The organism is Luteibacter sp. W1I16 (assembly GCF_050434905.1).
Classification (GTDB): Bacteria; Pseudomonadota; Gammaproteobacteria; order Xanthomonadales; family Rhodanobacteraceae; genus Luteibacter.
Genome location: NZ_JBNDJJ010000001.1, coordinates 1,341,116 through 1,362,879, shown reverse-complemented (window position 1 = coordinate 1,362,879; position 21,764 = coordinate 1,341,116). Strand labels below are relative to the sequence as shown.

Below are 21,764 nucleotides of genomic sequence, written 5' to 3'. Positions count from 1 at the left end.
AAGGAAAAGCATGAAACTCGCTTCGCTGAAGGAGGGCGGCCGCGACGGGACGCTCGTCGTCGTCGACCGGACCCTCACCCGCGCCGTGAAGGCCACCGGCATCGCGCCGACGCTGCAAGCGGCGCTGGATGAGTGGCACGCGCTGGCGCCGCGCCTGAACACCCTTTCGGAAGCGCTGAACGCCGGCAAGGCGGACGGTGCGTTCGACCTGGACATGGCGAAACTCGCCGCGCCCCTTCCGCGCGCTTATGAGTTCGTCGATGGCAGTGCGTACCTGCCGCACGTGGAGCGCGTGCGCAAGGCGCGTGGGGCCGAGGTGCCGGCGTCGTTCTACACCGACCCGCTGATGTACCAGGCGACCAGCGCGGGCTTCCTCGGGCCACGCGATCCGGTGGCCGTATCCAGCGAAGAGTTCGGTATCGATCTCGAAGCCGAAGTGCTGGTGGTGACCGACGACGTGCCCATGGGTGTCACGCCGGCGCAAGCGGCGGAACACATCCAGCTCGTGGGCCTGGTCAACGATGTATCGCTGCGCGGGCTGATCCCGGCCGAACTGGCCAAGGGCTTCGGTTTCCTTCAGTCGAAACCGCGCTCGGCGTTGTCGCCGGTATTCGTGACGCCCGACGAACTGGGCGGAGCGTGGCGAGAGGAAAAACTGCACCTGCCGATGCGCACGTGGATCAACGGCAAGTGGTTCGGCGAAGCCGAATGCGGCGTGGACATGCAGTTCGATTTCGCGCAACTGGTGGCCCATGTGGCGAAGACCCGTCCGCTGACCGCCGGCACCCTGGTGGGCTCGGGCACCATCGCCAACCAGGACACATCGAAGGGCGCCTCGTGCCTCGCCGAGCAACGGACCGTGGAAACCCTGCGCGACGGCGAGGCGAGCACGCCATTCCTCTCGTTCGGCGACACGGTGCGAATCGATGTCACCGATGAGCACGGCGCGTCCATCTTCGGTTCCATCGAACAGGCGATCCTCAAGGCATAGGCGCCACCATCGCGTCGCGTATCGCCGCGACCTTCAGGAGCACGTCGGCCTCCAGCCGCGCATCCGGCGACACCCGTCTCTCGATCGTTCGATTCAGGTGGGCCAGTGGGGGCAATGAGGTGCCATGCATCACGTACTCGACGCGATTCCACAGGGCCGCTTCGTAGGGATGCCCGTCGGATAGCTCCAGTTCCGCGAGACGATGCATCGCATGCCGGCGTCCCTTGTTGGCTGCCGCGGTGAGCATGCGGCGTGCGCGGGAGACATCGCGCGGCAATACGTTTCCCTGGCGCGACCGTCCCTGATAGTAGAGCGTGCCCGCCAGTTCCTGGCTTGCCGCGTTCCCCGCGAGGGCCGAGCAGAGCAGGCGGTCCGCAAGGCGATGGCGGCGTTCGACGGTGATCGACGGGGTGAGCAGACCGTGGTCCACGATGTCCGCCGTCGACGGCTGGGTGGCGGTGCAATGCGCCGCGACGGCGGTTAGCGGAAGCCAGAGCAGGCAACCCGCCAGGATGACACCTTGGGACATCGATCATTCTCCGTGCAAAAAAAAGGAGGGCCCGCATCGCTGCGGGCCCCCCGTGGCCGTACTTATTCGATTGTCGTGACGCTTATTTCGCGGCCATCAACGCCCTGGCCATGTCGAGCATGCGGTTCGAGAAGCCCCACTCGTTGTCGTACCACGAGAGGACCTTGACCAGGGTGCCTTCCATGACGCGCGTCTGCGTCGAATCGTAGATCGACGAATGCGGGTTGTGGTTGAAGTCGATCGAGACCAGCGGCTGCGTGTTCACCGAAAGGATGCCCTTCAGCGAGCCATTGGCGGCTTCGTTGATGGCGGCATCGATCTCTTCCTTGGTCGTCGCGCGTGCGGCGGTGAAGGTGAGGTCGACCACCGACACGTTGATCGTCGGCACGCGCATGGCGAAGCCGTCGAGCTTGCCATTGAGTTCCGGCAGCACCAGGCCGACCGCGGCGGCGGCGCCGGTCTTGGTCGGAATCTGGCTGTGCGTGGCGCTACGGGCGCGGCGAAGATCCGAGTGGTAGACGTCGGTCAGGACCTGGTCGTTCGTGTAGGCATGGATGGTGGTCATCAGGCCGTGCACGATGCCGATCTTCTCGTGCAGGACCTTGGCCAGCGGGGCAAGGCAGTTGGTGGTGCACGAGGCGTTGGAGATGACCTGGTGCTGCGAGGTCAGCTTGTCGTGGTTCACGCCGAAGACGAAGGTGCCGTCCACGTCCTTGTCGCCCGGGGCGGAGATGATCACCTTCTTCGCGCCGCCGGCGATGTGCGCGCCGGCCTTGGCCTTGGAGGTGAAGAAGCCGGTGGATTCCATCACCACGTCGACCTCGTGCTCGCCCCAGGGCAGCTTCGACGGATCGCGCTCGGCGAACACCTTGATCCGGTCGCCGTTGACGATCAGGTCGCCGCCGTCGACCGACACCTCGCCCGGGAATCGGCCGTGGGCCGTGTCGTACTGGGTGAGGTGGGCATTGGTCTCGGCGTTGCCGAGGTCGTTGACCGCGACGATCTGGATGTCCTGGCCGTTCTTCTTCGCTTCGTAGAGCGAGCGCAGGATGTTGCGGCCGATGCGACCGTAACCGTTGATGGCGACCTTGATGGTCATGTGCAGCCTCCGGGATGGGATGTGCTAACGAAGTAGGGGCGGGTGGTGTAAACCTCCATGGTAACGGAAGGCCGCCGGGGCCTGCTTGCTGCATCGCCGCGATTTGTCATCCGGACCTCAGCCCGGCTGTGGCACACTTGCCCGTTCGCCCGCCCGGAAACGTTTACTGGTCCATGAAAGCCCTCTCTAAGCGCCGCACCATCGCCGCCCTGCTGGCTCTCGCCATTCCCGCCTTCGCCGCCACCGTGCAGGCCTGGGGCGACATCGGCCACCGGATCGTCGCCGAGCTGGCCTGGCGCCAGTTGGACCCCGCGGCCCGTGCCGAGGTGACCCGGCTGTTGAAGGCCGACGGTTCGGACTCCCTGCCGGATGTCGCCAGCTGGCCCGACCACCTGCGCGACATGCCCGGGAAGGAAGACCTCGGCAAGGCCACCGGACCCCTGCACTACGTGAATTTCCGCGACGGGAAGTGCCGTTACATGCCGCCGCGCGACTGCGCCGACGGCCGCTGCGTCGTCGGCGGGCTGGAGAAGTACGTGGCCATCCTCGGCGACCGGCACAAGTCCAACGTAGAACGTGCCGAGGCGCTGAAATTCGTGGTCCATTTCGTCGGCGACGTGCACCAGCCGCTGCACGCGGGCAACCGTAACGACAAGGGCGGCAACGAGTACCAGGTGCAGTTCGACGGCAAGGGCACGAACCTGCACCGCGTGTGGGACTCGCAGATGCTCTACACGCGTGACCTCAAGTGGCAGGCCTACGCCGACCGCCTGGCTGCCGAAGGCCCGGTGAAGCTGCCGCGCCCGATCGCGCCGTTCGACAACCCGTACGCGCAGTGGGCGGAGGAATCCTGCTCGATCGTCGCCACACCGGGGTTCTATCCCGACGGCCACCGCGTCGACGACGCCTACGTGGCGAAGAACCTGCCGATCGCCGAGACGCGCCTGCGCGAAGCGGCCCGGCGCCTCGCCGACCTGCTCAACAAGACGCTGGACTGATCCGCCCCGCATTCAAGACAAGGTAAGCCTCCATGACCGAAATCCAGGTACGCCGCACCAAGATCGTCGCCACCCTCGGCCCCGCCACCGATGCGCCGGGCATGCTCGAAAAAATCCTCGAGGAAGGCGTGGACATCGTCCGCCTGAATCTCTCGCACGGCCAGCCGGACGACCATCGCGCCCGCGCCGCCGCGGTACGCGCGGCAGCCGACAAGGTCGGCCGCGAAGTCGGTATCCTGGCCGACCTGCAAGGTCCGAAGATCCGCATCGAGAAGTTCGCGGGTGGCCCGGTCGACCTGATGACAGGTGACAGCTTCGTGCTCGACTGCCGTCCTGACGCGCCTCCCGGCAACCAGACCCGCGTCGGCGTGAGCTATTACGACCTGCCCAAGGACGTGGCGGCCGGCGACATCCTGCTGCTGGACGATGGCCTGGTCGCGCTCGCGGTCGTCGAGGTCGTGGGCAGCGAGATCCGCTGCCGTGTTGCGATCGGTGGCCGCCTGTCCGACCGCAAGGGCCTGAACCGCCAGGGCGGTGGCCTTTCGGTCGCGGCGCTGTCGGACAAGGATCGTAACGACATCAAGCTCGCCGCCGAGATGGGCGCCGACTTCCTCGCCGTGTCCTTCGTCCGTTCCGCCGCGGACCTGCACGAAGCGCGCCGTCTCCTGCGCGAGGCCGGCGGCGACGCGGCCATCGTCTCGAAGATCGAGCGCGCCGACGCCATCCCCGTGCTGGGCGAGATCATCGACGCCTCCGACGTCGTCATGGTCGCCCGCGGCGATCTCGGCGTGGAAATCGGCGATGCCGAGCTTCCGGGGCTTCAGAAAAAGATCATCCGCGAGTCCGTGCAGCGCAATCGCTCGGTCATCACCGCGACCCAGATGCTGCAGTCGATGGTCACCGCGCCGATCCCGACCCGCGCCGAGGTGCTCGACGTCGCGAACGCCGTGATCGACGGCACCGACGCCGTCATGCTTTCGCAGGAGACCGCGGCGGGCGCCCATCCGGACAAGGCCGTGGCCGCGATGCGCCGCATCTGCCTCGGTGCCGAGCGCCAGTTCGAGCCGCGCGATGACCTGCGCCCGGACACGCACTCGATCGACCGTTCCGACCAGGCCATCGCCCTCGCGGCGATGCTGCTGGCGGCCCAGGTCGGCGTCCGTGCGATCGTCGCGCTGACCGAGTCCGGGGCGACCGCGCAGTGGCTGTCGCGCTATCGCTTCGCCGTGCCCATCTACGCGATGTCGCCGTCCGACATGGCCCGCCGCCGCATGCTGGTGTTGCGCGACGTGCAGCCGGTGGACTTCGAGCAGAGCAACCTCGACCCCGCGCATACCGCCCGCGCCGCGCTCCAGCACTTGTTCGCACTGGGCAAGCTGACCAAGGGCGACCGCGTGATCCTTACCCATGGCGACCATATCGGCCGGGGCGGCGGTACCAACACGCTGAAGTTGCTGGTTGTCGGCGAAGACGGCATCGCGGATAGCCTGCGCGACTTGTAACGGGCTGCCTTCGGCGCCCATCGCGGACACGGTCCGCTCCCACTAAGTATCGGTTTCCCGGAGCCATTGGCGCTACCGAAGCCGGCTTGGTGGGAGCGGACCCTGTCCGCGATTCCCGATCGCGGCATCCTCTCACCGATGCAGCTTCGGGCGAGCACCCCATCGCCGCTGAAGCGGCTCCCACAAAGGGCCCCCCACAAAGGACTCCTTGAGACCCGGATGCCCTCGTGGAGCCGGCACGGGATGCCCACCGCACGATTTCACACGCACCGCATCCCCCGGCGGGAGTAAACTCGATGCCCTGGCAAATCCATGAGGGCGTCATGATCCGCATCAGCTTCCGCACCGGCGCCATTGCCGCCGTCCTCCTTCTCGCCGCAGGTACCGTCGCGGCGCAGACCGTACGCCGTGTCGCTCCCGAGCGCCTGACCGGCTATTGGTTCCTCACCAACAAGTCCATCAATGCCGACGTGCCCAACACGGGCAAGAACCTCAACCAGCCCGGTTGTGTCGCCGTCACCTACATGATCGGTTCGGATGGCAAGACGCGGAACGCCACCATCGCCAAGGTCGTTCCCGACGGCGATCTCGGCCAGGTGGGCGTGAGCATCGTCAACCAGCTGGTTTACGTGAAGGGTTCGCAGAACGGCACCGCCGAGCCCGTGCAGACCTACTACGTCGCCGGCTTCAACCTGCCGGACGATGCGGCCCGCAAGGCGGCCATCCTCAGCCAGTGCAAGCTGCCCGGCTACGACCAGACCAGTTGATCGCGCCGCACAACGGCGTCCACGGGGTATTCCCATATACTCCGCCGGTTTTTGCATCCGCCCCCCAGGCTTCGCGGGGCATACCACTACTTCCACGGAGTTGTCATGAGCATCGAAAACCTCGAACAGATCGCGCAGGCGATGGTTGCCACGGGCAAGGGCATCATCGCCGTCGACGAGTCGACAGGCACGATCAAGAAGCGCTTCGACGCCGCCGGTGTCGAGAACACCGAGGAAAACAGGCGCGCTTACCGCGAACTCCTGCTGACCACGCCGAAGCTCGGTGAGCACATCTCCGGGGCGATCCTGTTCGACGAGACGATCCGGCAGAAGACGAAGGACGGCGTGCCCCTGGTCGAGGCCATGAAGAAGGCCGGCATCATCCCCGGCATCAAGGTGGACAAGGGCCCGGTGCCGCTCGCTGGCTTTCCCGGCGACATGATCACCGAGGGTCTCGACGGCCTGCGTGACCGCTTGAAGGAATATGCCCAGCTCGGTGCCCAGTTCGCCAAGTGGCGCGCGGTGATCAACATCACCGAGGACAATCCCAGCTCCACCGCGATCGAAGCGAACATGCACGCGCTGGCCCGCTACGCGGCGCTGTGCCAGGAAGCCGGGCTGGTGCCGATGGTCGAGCCGGAAATCGTCATGGACGGCCCGGAGAGCACGCACGACCTCGACGTCAGCTACGAAGTGCACGAAGCCGTCCTGCGCAGCCTGTTCAACGCGCTGTACGAGCAGAACGTGATGCTCGAGGGCACCATTCTGAAGGTCAGCATGGTGATTCCGGGCAAGCACGCGCCCAAGGAAGCCCAGGCCACGCCGGAAGAAGTCGCCGACGCCACCATCCGCGTCCTGAAGACCACCGTGCCGGCGACCCTGCCGGGCATCGTGTTCCTCTCGGGCGGGCAGACCGACGCCCAGGCCACCGAGCACCTGAACCTCATCAACCAGATGGGCCCGCATCCGTGGCCGGTCAGCTTCTCCTACGGCCGCGCCCTCGTCGCCGAGGCGCTGAACGTCTGGTCGAAGGACCAGCAGAACAACGTGCAGAAGGCGCAGGACGTCGTCTACGCACGTGCCAAGGAAAACGGCGACGCGGCGCTCGGCCGCTGGAAGAAGGGCGGCTGATAGCTCGCCGACCCGCTGCGCAAAAGAAAACCCGGTGCCGCGAGGCACCGGGTTTTTCGTTTCGGCCGAGACCGAAGCGGACTTAGAAGCGGTATTCCGCCGAGACCGAGGTCATGTTGGTCGACAGGTCCAGGCCGTCCTTCTTCGCGTCGTAGTGGTCGTAGTTGATGCCCAGGCTCCAGTTCGGGGTGAAGTCGTAGCCCACGCCCACGCCGGCGTACCAGCTGGTCTTGTCGAGGTTGTGGCGGTCGACGTCGTCATTGCTCACGCCGTGGCCCTTCCAGCCATAAAGACCCGCGCGGCCGCTGATGTACCACTTCGGGTCGATGTTGAAGTGGCCGTTCACGCCGGCGGTCCAACCGTGCAGCTCCGACTTGCGGCGGTCGACGACGCGGTCGCCGTTGAAGAAGTTCTTCGCATTGATGTTGCCGAGGTCGTTGTAGCCCGCCTCGACACCCAGCGCGGCCCACGGGCTCACGGTCCAGCGGTAACCGCCGTTGAGCGCATAACCGGTGTCGTGGCCGTCGTAACGGTCCTTGTCGACCGACGTGCGACCGACGTTGCCATTGATGAACCAACCGCCGGCGCCATTGGCGTCCTGCGCGAAGGCGGGGGCCGCGGCCATGCCGGCGGCGACCAGGGCTAGGGCGATAAGGGTCTTCTTCATGGTGGATCTCTCCTGCTTTTTGTTCTTGTTCGCGGCGCGGCCATCGGGGGAATGCCGTCTGCGCTGCGACGCACGAGCGGGGGTGCCGTGCGTAGAACGTTAGATGTGGGGCCGTCCGATAGATTCAATACCGCTTAGTGCAGTATTAAGAAACGATTAAGCCGCGACGGGAGTGGCGTCGCGGCTCAGTCGTTGAAGGACAGTTTTTTCGTGAAGCTTAGAAGCGGTATTCGCCGGCGAGCGACACGATGCCGGTGGAGCGCTTCAGGCCGCGGGAGACTTCGCCCGTGGCGTTGTTGCGAACCTTGCCGGCATCGGCATGGAAGTAGTCATAGCTGACACCCACGCCGAAGTGCTCGTTGACGTCCCAGCCGGTGCCGAGGCCGGCGTACCAGCTGCCACGATCCGGGCGGCCGCCGCTGGAGAAGCCGAGGTCCTGACCCACGCTGTTGTTGTAGTTCTGGTTGTTGTCATTGGCGCGGAAGTAACCACCGTGCGCGCTGATGTACCACTGCGGCACCAGGTTGATCTTGCCGTTGACGCCGACCATCCAGCCACGCAGCGCGTTGCGCGTGCCCTTCTGGTCCACATCCTGGCCCGATTCGAAGACGTTCTTCACACGGTAGTTACCGAGGTCCGCATAGCCCGCCTCGACGCCGAGGCCGAGGTCCGGGCCGACCTTCCAGCGATAGCCACCGAGCAGGCCGTAGCCCGTGCGACGGTCTTTCTCGCCGTGAAGGAAGTTGAATCCGCCGGTGTCGCTGCCGAAGCCACCGGTGTCGCTACCGTTGGTACGGCCGACGTTGGCGCCGATGAACCAGTTGCCGCTACCCACGGCCTGGCTGGGCTGGTAATTGCCGGACACAGCAGGGTTGCTGTCCTGGGCGAAGGCCGGAATGGCCGCGAACGAGACGCAAGAAACCGCAAGGGCAAGAGCTGCCTTTTTCATGGAGATATTCCTCTTCTTTTCGGGGCGGCCACCGTCCGTTGGGGGATGGGGGAGGTCGATGGCCGTGAATGATTAGAACCCCCCGTACCTGAAGAGATTCAAAAATCGATGTTAAAAGATTAAGCCGAGGTTAACTTGTGCGTTGCGGCACGAACGTCCACGACAAGCAGGAACCAATGCGCGACAATCGTAGTTTTTCCGCCGCCTGCTAACTGGAGAACGCCGATGACGACACGCCGCGAACGCGCAAACGCGATCCGCGCCCTGGCCATGGATGGTGTCGAAGCCGCCAAGTCCGGTCACCCGGGCATGCCGATGGGCATGGCCGACATCGCTGAAGTGGTGTGGGGCGATTTCCTCCACCATAACCCGACCAATCCGCACTGGCCCAATCGCGATCGTTTCGTGTTGTCCAACGGCCACGGCTCGATGCTGCAATATGCGCTGCTCCACCTGACCGGATACGACCTTGGCATCGAGGATCTGAAGCATTTCCGCCAGCTGGGCTTCCGCACCGCCGGTCACCCCGAGTACCACCACACGCCGGGCATCGAGACCACCACCGGTCCGCTCGGCCAGGGTCTCGCCAATGCCGTCGGCTTCGCCATCGCCGAGGAAGTGCTCGCCGCGCGTTTCAACCGCCCGGGCCATGACATCGTCGACCACCACACCTTCGTGTTCGTCGGCGATGGTTGCCTCATGGAAGGCATCTCGCATGAAGTCTGCTCGCTCGCCGGTACGCTGAAGCTCGGCAAGCTCGTGGCGGTCTACGACGACAACGGCATCTCGATCGACGGCGAAGTCCACGACTGGTTCACCGACAACACCGCCGAGCGCTTCCGTGCCTACGGCTGGAACGTCGTCGTCGGGGACGATGACAAGCCGGTGGACGGCCACGACGCCGAGGCGATCAAGAAGGCCATCGCTGCCGCCACCTCGCAGAGCGAGAAGCCGTCGCTGGTGATCTGCAAGACGGTGATCGGCTTCGGCGCGCCGAACAAGGAAGGCAAGGAATCCTCGCACGGCGCCCCGCTCGGTCCGGACGAAGTGAAGGCCGCCCGTGAAAGGCTGGGCTGGAAGTACGGTCCTTTCGAGATCCCGGAAGAGATCTACGTCTCGTGGAATGCCAGGGACGCCGGTGCCAAGGCCGAGAAGGCCTGGAACGACAAGTTCGACGCGTACGCGAAGGAGTTCCCGGAACTCGCCGCCGAATTCAAGCGTCGTATTACCGGTGAACTGCCGTCCAACTGGAAGGAAAGTGCCGCCGCCTACATCAAGAAGCTGCAGGCGGAAGGCCCGGTGGTCGCTTCGCGCAAGGCGTCGCAGATGGCGCTCGACGCCTTTGGTCCGCTCCTGCCGGAACTGATCGGTGGTTCGGCCGACCTCGCTCCCTCGAACCTCACCATCTGGAAGGGTTCGAAGAACATCGCCACCGGTGGTGCCGAAGGCAACTACATCCACTATGGCGTTCGCGAGTTCGGCATGACGGCGATCTCAAACGGCATCGCCCTGCACGGCGGCTTCGTTCCCTACGATGCCACCTTCCTGGTGTTCTCCGACTACGCCCGCAACGGCGTGCGCATGTCGGCGCTGATCCCGGCGCATGCGATCCATGTCTACACCCATGACTCGATCGGCCTGGGCGAAGACGGCCCCACGCATCAGCCCGTGGAACACTTGGGTTCGCTCCGCCTCATCCCGAACAATCGGGTGTGGCGTCCTGCCGATGCCGTGGAGTCGGCGGTGTCGTGGAAGAAGGCCATCGAACGCGCAGGCAACCCGTCGTGCCTGATCTTTTCGCGCCAGAACCTCAAGCACAATCCGCGCACCGAGCAGCAGGTCGCGGACATCGAAAAGGGCGGCTACGTTCTTTGGGAGTCGCAGGAGAAGTTCAAGGCGATCATCATCGCCACCGGCTCGGAAGTCGGCATCGCCGTCGAAGCCGCGCAGGCGCTGGGTGACCAGGGCGTGCCGGTTCGTGTCGTCTCGATGCCTTGCACGGAAGAGTTCGACGCGCAGCCGGTCGAATATCGTGAAGGTGTCCTGCCGTCATGGTGCCGCGCTCGCGTGGCGGTGGAAGCGGCCAGCGTCGACTTCTGGTCGAAGTACATCGGCCTGGACGGCAAGGCGGTCGGCATGACGACCTTCGGCGCATCCGCCCCGATCGACAAGCTGTATGAACACTTCGGCATCACCACCACGGCGGTGGTGGATGCGGTGAAGAGTGTGATCAAGTAAGACGAGCGAGGCCCCCGAAAGGGGGGCCTCGTTTTTTTGCTGACATAGATATTCGCTAGATTCCAGTCAATTGGTCTCGTACCAGTCGCGCGGCGAACTCCAGACTTGCGTGGCGCGATAAGCCACGAGATTCCCATCAGGAAACACGGCGACCGACCCGAGTTTGGCGTAGAGAATGGTACCCGGCGCGGCCTCCTTATAACGTCCCTTCATCCGAAATCGCTCGCCACTCGCGTCGCCGATGATCAGTCCGGGTCCGACATAGGCGTATGTCGCGCCGTATGTGTGTGACGCCCAGATCGGAGTTCCGTGTCGCTTCAACACCATATTTCCATCGTGTTGCAAGCTAAAGCCGTACATGCCCTGTTCGTATTGCCGTCCCTTTTCAAAATGAAATCCAAAGGGAAAAATCAGTGCATTCTGTTGTTTGAAACGATGGTCCCCTGTCTTGCTTGTCCACCAGTCCGTCACCGTCAGAACCATGGCTTGGCCGTGCTCAGTGATTGCGAACTTTCGATAAGGACCCCTTGTGTTGGTCCGCCACACGGGAGCATTGCCTGCATTGAGTAGCGTGAAATCGCCATCGGCCTGGAGCATCGCGCGGACCGCTCCCTTTCCCACCGTGCGTGTAGACCAGACTGCGCGACGGGTTCCGTAGTTTTGATACACGACGAAATTTCCGTCTGACTGCAGCGTCCCGTAATAGCGGTTGTCCTCCGACAGGAGCGGTTCGTTGACGGTAATGCTCTGCCCTGGTTCCAGCACCCTCGACCATGCCGCGTTGGAGAAAAGTGCGCCGAGGGCAAACGCGGTCATTCCGGCTAATCGTATCGTAGTCATGTTTCCATCCTGGATGTTTTGCCTTTCGCCATCTGGTGATGGCGAGGTAAACGATAGGCGGTACCGGAATTGACGAGTATCGGCGAGATCCTTTTGTAGTGCCGTCCGTTGGCTCGTTGATGATGAGCCGATTGTCCTCTTCCTACGGATTTCGACGGAAAAAAACGCAGAATGTGGCCGCAATGTTGCGTGGGGACTAGTCGTATCCAGCAGAGATGGCGTCGCTTGTCACCCAGGAACGAGCACCCCGGCTACCGTCACGATCTCAGCTGGTTTTTCGATCACTTTCCACGCGCCCGCGACTTCCAGTTCCTCGCGGTCTCCGAAACCCCAGAGTACTCCGACACCTCGCACGCGATTGGCGACGGCGCCTTCGATATCGAAGCGACGGTCGCCGATCATGAGCGTGTCGTCGGCGGGGTGGTCGAAGTCGGCGAGCGCCGCGGCGATCATCTCCGCCTTCTCGCTGTGCGCCGTTTCCGGGCCGGGCGCGTAAAGGCGTTCGAAGAGATGGCCGAAGGGGAGGTGCGCCAAGATGGGTTCGGCGTGCGCGCGCACCTTGCTCGTCACCACCGCCAGGCGGTGTCCGGCACTGGCCAGGGAAGCGATCGCATCCGCGATGCCGTCGTACACCGTGTGTTCGGACCAGCCGATATCGCGGAAGCGCTGCGAATACGCGGCGACCGCCGCTTCCACGCGAACGCTGTCACCATCGAGGACTTCTCCGAAGCTCACCCGCAACGGCGGGCCGATCCAGGAACGCAGGGCGGTATCGTCGGGGGCCTCGGCGCCAACGCTCGCCAGCGAATGGCGAACGCCCGCGAAGATGCCGACCTCCGAGTCGATCAGGGTGCCGTCGAGGTCGAAGAGGATCAGCATTACTTGCTATCCGCACGTGCCTGGAGCGCGGCGACGGCCGGCAACTCCTTGCCTTCGAGGAATTCGAGGAACGCGCCGCCGCCCGTGGAGATATAGGAGACGCCGTCTTCGATACCGTACTTGTCGACCGCCGCGAGGGTGTCGCCACCGCCGGCGATCGAGAAGGCTTTCGACGTGGCGATGGCGCGCGCCAGTGTTTCGGTACCCTTGCCGAAGGCGTCGAATTCGAACACGCCGACCGGGCCGTTCCACACGACCGTGCCAGCCTTGGCGATCAGTTCGGCATAGCGCTTGGCGGTGTCGGGGCCGATGTCGAGGATCATCTCGTCGTCACCCACCTGATCGACGGCCTTCACCGTGGCCGTGGCGCTGGCGGAGAACTCCGTGGCGACGACGACGTCGGTCGGAACCGGTACCTCGGCGCCGCGCGACTTGGCATCGGCCATGATCTTCTTCGCGGTATCGAGCAGGTCGGCCTCCACCAGCGATTTGCCGACCTTGTGACCTGCGGCGAGGATGAAGGTATTCGCGATGCCGCCACCGACGATCAACTGATCGACGCGACCGACGAGGTTCTGCAGCAGTTCGAGCTTGGTCGATACCTTCGAGCCGGCGACGATCGCCAGCAGCGGGTGGTCGGGGTTCTCGAGCGCCTTGCCCAGTGCATCGAGCTCCTTCGCCAGCAGCGGACCGGCGGCGGCGACCGGCGCGAAGCGAATCACGCCGTGCGTGGAAGCCTGCGCGCGGTGCGCGGTGCCGAAGGCGTCCATGACGAAGATGTCGCAGAGGGCGGCATATTTCTTCGACAGGGTTTCGTCATCCTTACCCTCACCGACGTTCATGCGGCAGTTCTCGAGCACGACCACCTCGCCATCGGACACGTCGACGCCGTCGAGATAATCGCGGATCAGGCGCACGTCCTTGCCCAGTTTCTTGCCCAGCCAATCGGCGACCGGCTTCAACGACGAGGCCTCGTCGAATTCACCTTCCTTCGGGCGGCCGAGGTGGGAGATGACCATGACCTTCGCGCCGGCGTCGCGGGCGGCGACGATCGTGGGCAGCGCGGCGTCCAGACGCTGCGTGGAGGTGATCTTGCCGTTTTCCACGGGGACATTGAGGTCTTCGCGGATCAGCACGCGCTTGCCGCGCAGGTCGAGGTCTTGCATGCGGGTGACGGACACGGTGGACTCCAGCTCTGGGTCGAGGGGAAACGGATATTGTCCGCGCCCTTGGAGGGTGGGGCAAATCCGATCGCCGACAGGGTCGGCTCCCACCAGGCGTCCCGGCTCGGACAGGGTCGGCTCCCACCAGGCTTTCCGGCTCGTGGTGGGAGCCGACCCTGTCGGCGATCCGCGCGGCGGCGCGGCAAGGCTTCCCCGCCGCCACCCATTAGAATCCGCCACGCCATAGAAGGAAGCCGCATGTCCCTAGTCCTCTACACCTACTGGCGCTCCAGCGCCGTCTATCGCGTACGTATCGCCCTGAACCTCAAGGGCCTCGATTACGAGGCCCGCCCCATCCATCTGGTCAACGATGGCGGGGAGCACCTGAAACCTGCTTACCGCGAGGTGTCGCCGCAGGCGCAGCTACCCACGCTGCTCGATGGCGACCGCGTCATCCGCCAGTCGATGGCGATCATGGAGTACCTCGACGAGACACGGCCCACGCCGCCGCTGATGCCTGCCGATGCGCAGGGAAGGGCGCGTGTCCGCGAATTGATGCAGGCGGTCGCGGCGGATATCCACCCGCTGGGCAACTTGCGAGTACTCAAGGCGATCGAGTCGGAGTTCGGCGCCGATGCCGCGGCGAAAGAGGCGTGGTCGCGCCGCTGGATAGCGCATGGGTTCAACGGGCTCGAAGCCTTGTTGGCGCAGGGGCCGACCGGCCGCTACAGCCATGGCGATACGCCCACCCTGGCCGATGCCTGCCTCGTGCCGCAGTTCTACAACGCCGTACGTTGGGGGGTGGACCTGACGCCCTATCCGACGATCCGGCGGGTGGCGGAGGCTTGCCAGGCGTTGGAGGCGTTCCAGCGGGCCGCGCCTGAGGCGCAGCCGGATGCGCCTTAAGAGCATCGCCGACAGGGTCGGCTCCCACCAGAGCAGGGCGGAATCGCCGACAGGGTCGGCTCCCACCCAAGCCTCCCGCCAGGCCGCTATCGGGCGGCGCTAGACGCCGATACCGTATGGGTCGCTCGACGCGAACTCGTTACCCGACGCCCCTTCCGAAAGCCGGATCTTCAATGCCAGGCCATCGCGCGAGTCGGCCTTGTTGAGGCACTCGTCGAGGGTGATCTGGCCTTCCTTGTATAGCCGGTAGAGGGATTGGTCGAAGGTCTGCATGCCTTCCTGCAGGCTGCGATCCATGGCGTCCTTCACCTCGTGGATCTGGCCGCGGCGGATCATGTCGCGGATCAGCGGGGTGTTGAGCAGCACCTCGGTCGCCGGCATGCGACGGCCGTCCTTGCCGATCACCAGGCGCTGGCTGATCACCGCGCGCAGGTTGAGGGCCAGGTTCATCAGTACGTTCTTGTGCGCCGATTCCGGGAAGAAGTTGAGGATGCGCTCCAGTGTCTGGTCGGCGTTGTTGGAGTGCAGGGTGGCCAGGCACAGGTGACCGGTCTCGGAGAACGAGATGGCGGCTTCCATGGTGTCGGTGTCGCGAATCTCGCCGATCATGATCACGTCGGGCGCCTCGCGCATCGCGTTCTTCAGCGCCTCGTGATAGCTGTGGGTATCCAGTCCCACCTCGCGCTGGTTCACGATGGAACGCTTGTGCCGGTGCAGGTATTCGATCGGATCCTCGATGGTGAGGATGTGGCCCGAGCTGTTGCTGTTGCGGTGGTCGAGCATCGCGGCCAGCGTGGTCGACTTACCGGAGCCAGTGGCGCCCACGACCAGGATCAGGCCGCGCGGCTCCATGATGAGGTCGCGGAAGATCGTGGGCAGGCGCAACTCTTCCAGTGAGGGAATCTCGCTCTTGATCGCACGGATGACCATGCCGATCTCGCCGCGCTGCTTGAACACGTTGATGCGGAAACGCCCGGCTTCCTTCACGGCCAGGGCCATGTTGAGCTCGAGGTCGCGCTCGAACTGGGGCACCTGGCCCTCGTCCATGAGCGAATAGGCGATTTTCTTGACCATGCCGCTCGGCAGGCCGGTATTTCCGAGCGGGTAAAGCTTGCCTTCCACCTTGATGTTCACGGGGGCGCCGGTCGTCAGGAACATGTCCGACGCGCCCTTGTCCACCATTAGCTTCAGGAAATAACCGATATCCACCTAAACCCCCGGGCGTTCGCATTACAATCGAGACGACGGTCTCACTGACCTGTATATCGACAATATCTCGCAAATCTGTATGAGGAACGAGTGATGGTGCACAACTTGCCGTCGAAAGCCCTGTCCCAGGGCCGCCGGCTCCTTGCCGTGGCCGCCCTGGCCATGGCGATCGCCACCCTCGCTGGCTGTGCCAGCGTGCCCCCGCCCGATGGCGCCATGAACCAGGCCCTCGCCCAACTTCAAGCCGCGCGCGATGCGGGGGCGGCCGATTATGCGCCGGTCGACCTCGATTACGCGCAAAGCAAATTCCGCCAGGCCCAGGCGGCCATGGCCAGCCGCAAGTACGACGAGGCGGCCGCGCTGGCCGAGGAGTCCCGTGCGGACAGCGAACTGGCTCGCGCCAAGGCGCGCCTTGGCGCGGCTCGCGCGCAGAACACCGCCAAGAGCCAGGAAAACTCGCGGATGCGCGTGGAGATGATCGACAACCACGCCAACGACACGGTGCCCATTCCCAGCAACGTGCATGAATCGGAGACGGTCCTGCCGGAGCCGACCGACAACACCCCGCCGCCGCCCGGCGGCCAGACCCAGCCCCTGAACGACAACCAGGGAGGCCAGTGATGAAACGATCGACCCTCCTCCTATCCGCGCTCGTCCTTGCCGTTTCGGCGGGTAGCGCCATGGCCGCCACCGACGATCTCGACGTGCGCCGCCTGAATTCCAGCCTCGACCAGCTCTCGTCCGATCCCACCCTCGGCGGCTATGCTCAGGCGGAGCAGGCGCGTGCCCGCGAGGCGATCAACCAGATGGCGCAGTTCAAGCCCAAGGACAAGGAACACGCCCACTACCGGTACATCGCCGAGCGCCGCGTGGACATCGCCAAGGCCATGGCCCAGTACCAGGATGCCCAGAACAAGAGCGCCCAGCTGGACCGCGAGCACGACGCCATCCTGCTCGAGGCCAGCCGCCTCGACGCCGAGATGGCCCGTCGCCAGCTCGAACAGCAGCGCATGCAGAACCAGATGATCCAGGAAGAGGCCGCCCGCCTGCAGCAGCAGGGCGTGGAGTATTCCCAGGCGCTGGAGCAGGCCAAGGCGGAAGGCGAAAAGGCCCGCCAGGTTGCCGCCGCGCAGGCCAAGGTGGCCAATGCCGCCAAGAAGCAGGCCGCGCTCGCGGAAGCCGCCGCCCGAGCGATGCGCGACGTCAACTCGTCCGACGGCGGCGCCCCAGCCTCCTCGCCGGCCACGAGCACGCCGAAGAAGAGCAAGAAGGGCGGCGGTAACTAAGCCGTCCTCCCTGTAACTGGGTGGAATTTGGGTGGAAAGGGTGGGAAGGGTGGGAAGGGTGGGAAGCCGCTTAAGCGGCGATCCCGCGGCAGCGGGCCAGGGTGATGCAAGCACCCATCGCCGCTTAAGCGGCTTCCCACCCACCCCCTCCCCATCCCACGTACCGGCTCAGGCCGTACCTTTGTGTGGTCCACGGCATACCGCCAGCAACCATGCGGGCTGGCGGATGCCTGTCACGTAAACCGTTGCACCAGCAACCGAATTTCCTGCGGGAAATTCAGAAAAATCGCCCTTGCACCCCCCTGGCGAGCGGAGTAGCTTCGAACTCCCGTCACGGGAAAAACACGTGGCGGCCCTGCCGGAGCATGCGTACGTTCACCAGGCACATCGCATCGCGATCCTCCCTTCCGCCGATGCGCGGACAGTGCCTCGCATGTCTCCCCTCACGACCGGTCCGCGCCGCGGGCCGATCCCACCGCGAGGAGATTGCTATGTTCGAAAACCAGCAGCGCGACGACGTCGAGAAGTTCATCCACGCCGATGCCGAAACCCGTCGTCTCTTCTACCGCCACCAGGAACTCGATACCAAGCTGCACGATGCCAACATCGGCTGCCTGCCCATCGATGACAAGAGCCTGACCGGACTCAAGAAGGAAAAGCTGCAGGCCAAGGAGAAACTCCAGCGAATGTGGGAAAGCTGGCAAAAATCACGACACTGAACCGGCTGGCCGGTGCAGGACGGAAACGGGCACGGGAACGTGCCCGTTTTTTTATGGTCATCCCATACATCGTTTTGGATCGGCCGAGAAGCCGGGCATCGGTTCAGCGCGCCACCCTTTATCATGTGCGCCCAAAGGGCGAGGTCGAAGGGGCCGCGCCGGATCAACCCACGGAGTCCCAATGAGTGTTCATGACAGCGTCCTCGAACTGATCGGTCGCACCCCGATGGTGCGTGCCCAGCGCCTGGATACGGGCTGTTGCGAACTGTTCCTGAAGCTCGAGAGCGCCAATCCCGGCGGTTCGGTGAAAGACCGCATCGGCCGGTCCATGATCGAGGGCGCCGAGCGCGCCGGTAAGATCAAGCCGGGCGACACGCTGGTGGAAGGCACCGCCGGCAACACCGGCCTTGGCCTGGCGCTGGTCGCACAGCAGAAGGGCTACCGGCTGATCCTGGTCGTCCCCGACAAGATGAGCCGCGAGAAGATCTTCAACCTCAAGGCGATGGGCGCCGAGGTGGTGCTCACCCGCTCGGACGTGGCCAAGGGACATCCCGAGTACTACCAGGACATGGCCGCGCGCATCGCCCGCGAAACGCCGGGGGCCTACTTCATCAACCAGTTCGGTAACCCGGACAACCCGCTGGCGCACGTGCAGACCACCGGGCCGGAAATCCTCGAACAGCTCGATGGCAAGGTCGACGCGATCGTCGTCGGTTGCGGCTCGTCCGGCACGATGAGTGGCCTCACCGCCTATCTGCGCGAGCATTCGCCGAACACCGAGATCGTCCTGGCCGATCCGGTCGGCTCGATCCTGGCCCAGTACATCAACGAGGGTACGCTGTCGGAAAAGTCCGGCAGCTGGATGGTGGAAGGTATCGGTGAAGACTTCCTCCCGTCGATCAGCGATTTTTCGATGGTGAAGAAGGCGTATGCCATCAGCGACAAGGAAAGCTTCCTCGCCGCGCGCGAACTGCTGGCGAAAGAGGGCGTGCTGGGTGGCTCGTCCACGGGCACGCTGCTCGCCGCCGCGCTGAAGTGGTGCCGCGAACAGACCACGCCGAAGCGTGTGGTGACCCTGGTCTGCGACACCGGCAACAAGTACCTGTCGAAGATGTACAACGACTACTGGATGCTCGACAACGGCTTCCTCGAACGCGAGCGCTTCGGCGACCTGCGCGACCTCATCCTGCGTCCGTACGCCCAGCGCGACACGGTAGTGGTGAAGCCGGACGACATGCTGATCACCGCGTACAACCGCATGAAGCTGTACGACGTGTCGCAGTTGCCGGTGATGGAGGATGACCGCCTGGTCGGCATCCTGGACGAATCCGATGTGCTCCTGCACGTGCATGCGGACGAAACCCGGTTTCGTGACCCGGTGTCGACGGCGATGATCGCGTCGCCGGAAATGCTCCAGGTCACCTCGCCGATCGAGGCCCTGCTACCCGTGTTCGAGAAGGGCCATGTCGCGATCGTGATGGACGGCGAGCAGTTCCTCGGCCTCATCACCCGTATCGACCTGCTCAATTACCTGCGCCGCAAAGTCAATTAAGGAAAGGGGAAGCGTCATGTGTGGAATCGTCGCCGCAGTCGCGCAGCGTGATATCGCGCCCATTCTCATCGCCGGGCTGAAGGCCCTGGAATACCGTGGCTACGATTCCGCGGGCATGGCCATCGCCGATGGCGGCGAGATTCGCCGTGTCCGTGCGAAGGGCAAGGTCCGCGAAATGGAAGCGCTCTACGACGCCGATCCGGTGCCGGGTAGCACCGGTATCGCCCACACGCGCTGGGCGACGCATGGCGTGCCGAGCGAGAAGAACGCGCATCCGCATGTGCAGGGTCGCATCGCGATCGTGCACAACGGCATCATCGAGAACTACGCCTCGCTGCGCGAGTCGCTGAAATCCAAGGGCCGCACCTTCCACTCGGAAACCGACACCGAGGTGATGGGCGCGGTGATCGACGAGCACGTGCAGGCGGGCAAGGGGCTGCGTGAGGCGGTGACCGCCGCCGTGCGCGAACTGGAAGGCGCCTACGCCATCGCCGTCATGAGCCTGGACGAGCCGGAGCGTATCGTCGGCGCACGCCGTGGCTGTCCCTTGTTGGTCGGCATCGGCATCGGCGAGCATTTCCTGGGTTCCGACGCGCAGGCGTTGATCAAGGTCACCAACCGGATGATGTACCTCGAAGAGGACGACGTCGTCGAGATCACCCGTGACACCGTCGAGGTATTCAACCTCGATGGCCACCCGGTGGACCGCACCGCGCATGAAAGCGAGATCAGTGCCGACTCCGTCGAGCGTGGTGAATACCGCCACTACATGCAGAAGGAAATTTTCGAGCAGCCGCGCGCCGTCGCCGACACGCTGGAAGGACGCATCGGTCCGCATGGCGTGCTGCCGAACATCTTCGGCATCGACGCCGACCCCATCCTCGACAAGACCCGCGGCATCCACATCGTCGCCTGCGGCACCAGCTACCACGCTGGCATGGTCGCCAAATACTGGATCGAAGAACTGGCACGTATTCCGGTCGTGGTCGAAGTGGCCAGCGAATACCGCTACCGCGACGTGGTGGTGCCGGACAACACTTTGTTCGTGGCCGTGTCGCAGTCGGGCGAAACCGCCGACACCCTGGCTGCCATGCGTGAATCGCGCCGCCGTGGCTACCTCGCCACCTTCGCCATTTGCAATGTGCCGGAGTCCTCGGTAGTCCGCGAATCCGACCTGCGGCTGATGACGCGGGCGGGTCCGGAGATCGGTGTCGCTTCGACCAAGGCCTTCACGACCCAGCTGGCCGCCTTCGCGCTGCTGGCGCTGGATCTCGGCCGCCGCCGTGGCCTGGACGGCGCGCGCTATCTCGACCACTGCAAGGAGCTACAGTCGTTGCCGCGCTACATCGAGAACGCGCTGAAGACCGAGCCCGAGGTCCTGAAGATCGCCGACCACTTCATCAACAAGCAGCACGCGCTGTTTCTGGGGCGGGGCGCGCAGTATCCGGTGGCCCTGGAAGGCTCGCTGAAGCTCAAGGAGATCTCCTATATCCACGCTGAGGCCTACCCGGCGGGCGAGTTGAAGCATGGCCCGCTGGCGCTCGTGGACGAGAACATGCCGATCGTCGCCGTGGCGCCGAACGGTCCGCTGCTGGATAAGTTGAAGTCCAACCTGCAGGAAGTCCGGGCGCGTGGCGGCGAGCTGATCGTGTTCGCCGATGAACGTGCCGAGATGGACACGGACTCCGACCATATCGCCACCGTGCGTGTGGACGGCGGCGGCGACCTGATCGCCCCGGCGGTGTTTACCGTGCCGATGCAGCTGCTGGCGTACCACGTGGCGGTGCAGCGCGGGACCGATGTGGATCAACCGCGGAACCTGGCCAAGTCGGTGACGGTGGAATGAGCGACCAGCCGTACATCCATGCCCTGGCCGATGTGCAGTCGTTGCGCATCGGCGAGCGGACGCGAGTGTGGCAGTTCGTCGTGATCCTGCCGGGCGCGGCCATCGGTGACGACTGCAATATCTGCTCGCATTGTTTTATCGAGAATGACGTGGTCGTCGGCGATCGGGTGACGGTGAAGAGTGGGGTGCAGTTGTGGGATGGGTTGCGGCTTGAGGATGATGTTTTTGTCGGGCCGAATGTGACGTTTACGAATGACCGGTTTCCGCGGTCGCGGGAGTACAGCCAGCCGTTTCAGCAGACGGTGGTCCGGTCCGGTGCATCGATAGGCGGAGGCGCCACGATCCTGCCTGGTCTTGAGATTGGCCCCAGGGCGATGATCGGCGCTGGGGCGGTGGTTACGCACGACGTGCCTGAAAGGGCGATTGTGGTCGGAAATCCCGCGCGCGTGATCGGTTATGTGGACGACGCGCCGTCCCATGGCGGTGACGCCGT

At 64.6% G+C, this 21,764-nt stretch carries 20 protein-coding genes and 1 pseudogene; 13 read left to right on the top strand and 8 right to left on the bottom strand.

Annotation, left to right across the window (positions count from 1 at the left end):
* Positions 1 to 10: 10 nt before the first annotated feature.
* Positions 11 to 991, top strand: coding sequence for a fumarylacetoacetate hydrolase family protein (locus QFZ41_RS06135; RefSeq protein ID WP_429197935.1), 981 nt, complete (start codon positions 11 to 13; stop codon positions 989 to 991).
* On the opposite strand, the gene QFZ41_RS06130 is transcribed toward QFZ41_RS06135, so the two are convergent.
* Positions 981 to 1,520 carry a hypothetical protein gene (locus QFZ41_RS06130; RefSeq protein ID WP_429197934.1) on the bottom strand — a complete coding sequence of 180 codons (540 nt, stop codon included), beginning with the start codon at positions 1,518 to 1,520 and terminating at the stop codon, positions 981 to 983. The two genes, QFZ41_RS06135 and QFZ41_RS06130, sit on opposite strands and share 11 nt — an antisense overlap.
* 82 nt (positions 1,521 to 1,602) lie before the next feature.
* Entirely contained in the window at positions 1,603 to 2,619 is a 1,017-nt protein-coding gene (gene gap / locus QFZ41_RS06125) for a type I glyceraldehyde-3-phosphate dehydrogenase (RefSeq protein WP_426286832.1), read from the bottom strand.
* Positions 2,620 to 2,792: 173 nt separating this feature from the next.
* Here gap and QFZ41_RS06120 point away from each other — a divergent pair, with 173 nt between their 5' ends.
* The 4 genes from QFZ41_RS06120 (at position 2,793) to QFZ41_RS06105 (ending at position 7,017) form a co-directional block, all read left to right on the top strand.
* Positions 2,793 to 3,617, top strand: coding sequence for a S1/P1 nuclease (locus QFZ41_RS06120; protein WP_429197933.1), 825 nt, complete (start codon positions 2,793 to 2,795; stop codon positions 3,615 to 3,617).
* A 32-nt stretch (positions 3,618 to 3,649) separates the two neighbouring features.
* Complete coding sequence (gene pyk, locus QFZ41_RS06115; RefSeq protein WP_429197932.1) at positions 3,650 to 5,119, top strand: pyruvate kinase; 1,470 nt, start codon at positions 3,650 to 3,652, stop codon at positions 5,117 to 5,119.
* A gap of 296 nt (positions 5,120 to 5,415) precedes the next feature.
* Positions 5,416 to 5,886 (top strand): energy transducer TonB, encoded by a 471-nt coding sequence (locus tag QFZ41_RS06110; protein WP_429197931.1) that lies wholly within the window; start codon positions 5,416 to 5,418, stop codon positions 5,884 to 5,886.
* Between the two features lie 105 nt (positions 5,887 to 5,991).
* On the top strand, positions 5,992 to 7,017 hold the full coding sequence (locus QFZ41_RS06105; RefSeq protein WP_429197930.1) for a class I fructose-bisphosphate aldolase: 1,026 nt from the start codon (positions 5,992 to 5,994) through the stop codon (positions 7,015 to 7,017).
* 82 nt (positions 7,018 to 7,099) lie between these two features.
* On the opposite strand, the gene QFZ41_RS06100 is transcribed toward QFZ41_RS06105, so the two are convergent.
* Together QFZ41_RS06100 and QFZ41_RS06095 are read right to left on the bottom strand one after the other, a co-directional pair.
* Entirely contained in the window at positions 7,100 to 7,684 is a 585-nt protein-coding gene (locus QFZ41_RS06100; protein ID WP_429197929.1) for a porin family protein, read from the bottom strand.
* Between the two features lie 217 nt (positions 7,685 to 7,901).
* Entirely contained in the window at positions 7,902 to 8,633 is a 732-nt protein-coding gene (locus tag QFZ41_RS06095) for a porin family protein (RefSeq protein WP_426286837.1), read from the bottom strand.
* A gap of 225 nt (positions 8,634 to 8,858) precedes the next feature.
* On the opposite strand from QFZ41_RS06095, the gene tkt reads away from it, so the two are divergent.
* Positions 8,859 to 10,871 carry a transketolase gene (gene tkt / locus QFZ41_RS06090; protein WP_429197928.1) on the top strand — a complete coding sequence of 671 codons (2,013 nt, stop codon included), beginning with the start codon at positions 8,859 to 8,861 and terminating at the stop codon, positions 10,869 to 10,871.
* Positions 10,872 to 10,937: 66 nt separating this feature from the next.
* Here tkt and QFZ41_RS06085 read toward each other — a convergent pair whose 3' ends face one another.
* The 3 genes from QFZ41_RS06085 to QFZ41_RS06075 form a co-directional block, all read right to left on the bottom strand.
* The gene (locus tag QFZ41_RS06085; protein WP_429197927.1) at positions 10,938 to 11,711 is read right to left on the bottom strand and encodes a hypothetical protein; all 774 of its coding nucleotides are present in this window, start codon (positions 11,709 to 11,711) and stop codon (positions 10,938 to 10,940) included.
* A gap of 228 nt (positions 11,712 to 11,939) precedes the next feature.
* Entirely contained in the window at positions 11,940 to 12,590 is a 651-nt protein-coding gene (locus QFZ41_RS06080) for an HAD hydrolase-like protein (protein WP_429197926.1), read from the bottom strand.
* Positions 12,590 to 13,756, bottom strand: a complete 1,167-nt coding sequence (locus QFZ41_RS06075; RefSeq protein WP_429200194.1) for a phosphoglycerate kinase — start codon at positions 13,754 to 13,756, stop codon at positions 12,590 to 12,592. The genes QFZ41_RS06080 and QFZ41_RS06075 overlap by 1 nt, the downstream gene beginning before the upstream one ends.
* A gap of 255 nt (positions 13,757 to 14,011) precedes the next feature.
* On the opposite strand from QFZ41_RS06075, the gene maiA reads away from it, so the two are divergent.
* Positions 14,012 to 14,659, top strand: a complete 648-nt coding sequence (gene maiA, locus QFZ41_RS06070) for a maleylacetoacetate isomerase (RefSeq protein ID WP_429197925.1) — start codon at positions 14,012 to 14,014, stop codon at positions 14,657 to 14,659.
* Positions 14,660 to 14,758: 99 nt separating this feature from the next.
* Here the strand turns inward: maiA and QFZ41_RS06065 are convergent, their stop codons facing one another.
* Complete coding sequence (locus tag QFZ41_RS06065; RefSeq protein ID WP_426287855.1) at positions 14,759 to 15,841, bottom strand: PilT/PilU family type 4a pilus ATPase; 1,083 nt, start codon at positions 15,839 to 15,841, stop codon at positions 14,759 to 14,761.
* A 120-nt stretch (positions 15,842 to 15,961) separates the two neighbouring features.
* On the opposite strand from QFZ41_RS06065, the gene QFZ41_RS06060 reads away from it, so the two are divergent.
* The 6 genes and pseudogenes from QFZ41_RS06060 to QFZ41_RS06035 all read left to right on the top strand — a co-directional run.
* Positions 15,962 to 16,489: a DUF4398 domain-containing protein gene (locus QFZ41_RS06060; RefSeq protein ID WP_429197924.1), complete on the top strand. Its 528-nt coding sequence runs from the start codon at positions 15,962 to 15,964 to the stop codon at positions 16,487 to 16,489.
* Positions 16,489 to 17,154 carry a DUF4398 domain-containing protein gene (locus QFZ41_RS06055; protein ID WP_429197923.1) on the top strand — a complete coding sequence of 222 codons (666 nt, stop codon included), beginning with the start codon at positions 16,489 to 16,491 and terminating at the stop codon, positions 17,152 to 17,154. Before QFZ41_RS06060 ends, QFZ41_RS06055 begins: the two co-directional genes overlap by 1 nt.
* A 491-nt stretch (positions 17,155 to 17,645) precedes the next feature.
* Positions 17,646 to 17,873 (top strand): YdcH family protein, encoded by a 228-nt coding sequence (locus QFZ41_RS06050; RefSeq protein ID WP_429197922.1) that lies wholly within the window; start codon positions 17,646 to 17,648, stop codon positions 17,871 to 17,873.
* Between the two features lie 181 nt (positions 17,874 to 18,054).
* Positions 18,055 to 19,425, top strand: a complete 1,371-nt coding sequence (locus QFZ41_RS06045) for a pyridoxal-phosphate dependent enzyme (protein ID WP_306850733.1) — start codon at positions 18,055 to 18,057, stop codon at positions 19,423 to 19,425.
* 16 nt (positions 19,426 to 19,441) lie between these two features.
* Positions 19,442 to 21,271, top strand: a complete 1,830-nt coding sequence (gene glmS / locus QFZ41_RS06040) for a glutamine--fructose-6-phosphate transaminase (isomerizing) (RefSeq protein ID WP_429197921.1) — start codon at positions 19,442 to 19,444, stop codon at positions 21,269 to 21,271.
* Positions 21,268 to 21,738 (top strand): annotated as a pseudogene (locus QFZ41_RS06035) (acyltransferase); the annotation flags it as partial. The gene glmS and the pseudogene QFZ41_RS06035, both read left to right, overlap by 4 nt.
* Between the last annotated feature and the right edge of the window lie 26 nt (positions 21,739 to 21,764).

Bases quoted from the DNA above. Each gene is read 5' to 3' on its own strand.
- QFZ41_RS06075 (WP_429200194.1), bottom strand. From the start codon at position 13,756: ATGCAAGACCTCGACCTGCGCGGCAAGCGCGTGCTGATCCGCGAAGAC.
- QFZ41_RS06110 (WP_429197931.1), top strand. From the start codon at position 5,416: ATGCCCTGGCAAATCCATGAGGGCGTCATGATCCGCATCAGCTTCCGC.
- QFZ41_RS06085 (WP_429197927.1), bottom strand. From the start codon at position 11,711: ATGACTACGATACGATTAGCCGGAATGACCGCGTTTGCCCTCGGCGCA.
- QFZ41_RS06045 (WP_306850733.1), top strand. From the start codon at position 18,055: ATGAGTGTTCATGACAGCGTCCTCGAACTGATCGGTCGCACCCCGATG.
- gap (WP_426286832.1), bottom strand. From the start codon at position 2,619: ATGACCATCAAGGTCGCCATCAACGGTTACGGTCGCATCGGCCGCAAC.
- QFZ41_RS06135 (WP_429197935.1), top strand. From the start codon at position 11: ATGAAACTCGCTTCGCTGAAGGAGGGCGGCCGCGACGGGACGCTCGTC.
- maiA (WP_429197925.1), top strand. From the start codon at position 14,012: ATGTCCCTAGTCCTCTACACCTACTGGCGCTCCAGCGCCGTCTATCGC.
- QFZ41_RS06120 (WP_429197933.1), top strand. From the start codon at position 2,793: ATGAAAGCCCTCTCTAAGCGCCGCACCATCGCCGCCCTGCTGGCTCTC.
- QFZ41_RS06080 (WP_429197926.1), bottom strand. From the start codon at position 12,590: ATGCTGATCCTCTTCGACCTCGACGGCACCCTGATCGACTCGGAGGTC.
- QFZ41_RS06130 (WP_429197934.1), bottom strand. From the start codon at position 1,520: ATGTCCCAAGGTGTCATCCTGGCGGGTTGCCTGCTCTGGCTTCCGCTA.
- tkt (WP_429197928.1), top strand. From the start codon at position 8,859: ATGACGACACGCCGCGAACGCGCAAACGCGATCCGCGCCCTGGCCATG.
- QFZ41_RS06055 (WP_429197923.1), top strand. From the start codon at position 16,489: ATGAAACGATCGACCCTCCTCCTATCCGCGCTCGTCCTTGCCGTTTCG.
- QFZ41_RS06105 (WP_429197930.1), top strand. From the start codon at position 5,992: ATGAGCATCGAAAACCTCGAACAGATCGCGCAGGCGATGGTTGCCACG.
- QFZ41_RS06065 (WP_426287855.1), bottom strand. From the start codon at position 15,841: ATGGTGGACAAGGGCGCGTCGGACATGTTCCTGACGACCGGCGCCCCC.
- QFZ41_RS06095 (WP_426286837.1), bottom strand. From the start codon at position 8,633: ATGAAAAAGGCAGCTCTTGCCCTTGCGGTTTCTTGCGTCTCGTTCGCG.
- QFZ41_RS06100 (WP_429197929.1), bottom strand. From the start codon at position 7,684: ATGAAGAAGACCCTTATCGCCCTAGCCCTGGTCGCCGCCGGCATGGCC.
- QFZ41_RS06060 (WP_429197924.1), top strand. From the start codon at position 15,962: ATGGTGCACAACTTGCCGTCGAAAGCCCTGTCCCAGGGCCGCCGGCTC.
- glmS (WP_429197921.1), top strand. From the start codon at position 19,442: ATGTGTGGAATCGTCGCCGCAGTCGCGCAGCGTGATATCGCGCCCATT.
- QFZ41_RS06050 (WP_429197922.1), top strand. From the start codon at position 17,646: ATGTTCGAAAACCAGCAGCGCGACGACGTCGAGAAGTTCATCCACGCC.
- pyk (WP_429197932.1), top strand. From the start codon at position 3,650: ATGACCGAAATCCAGGTACGCCGCACCAAGATCGTCGCCACCCTCGGC.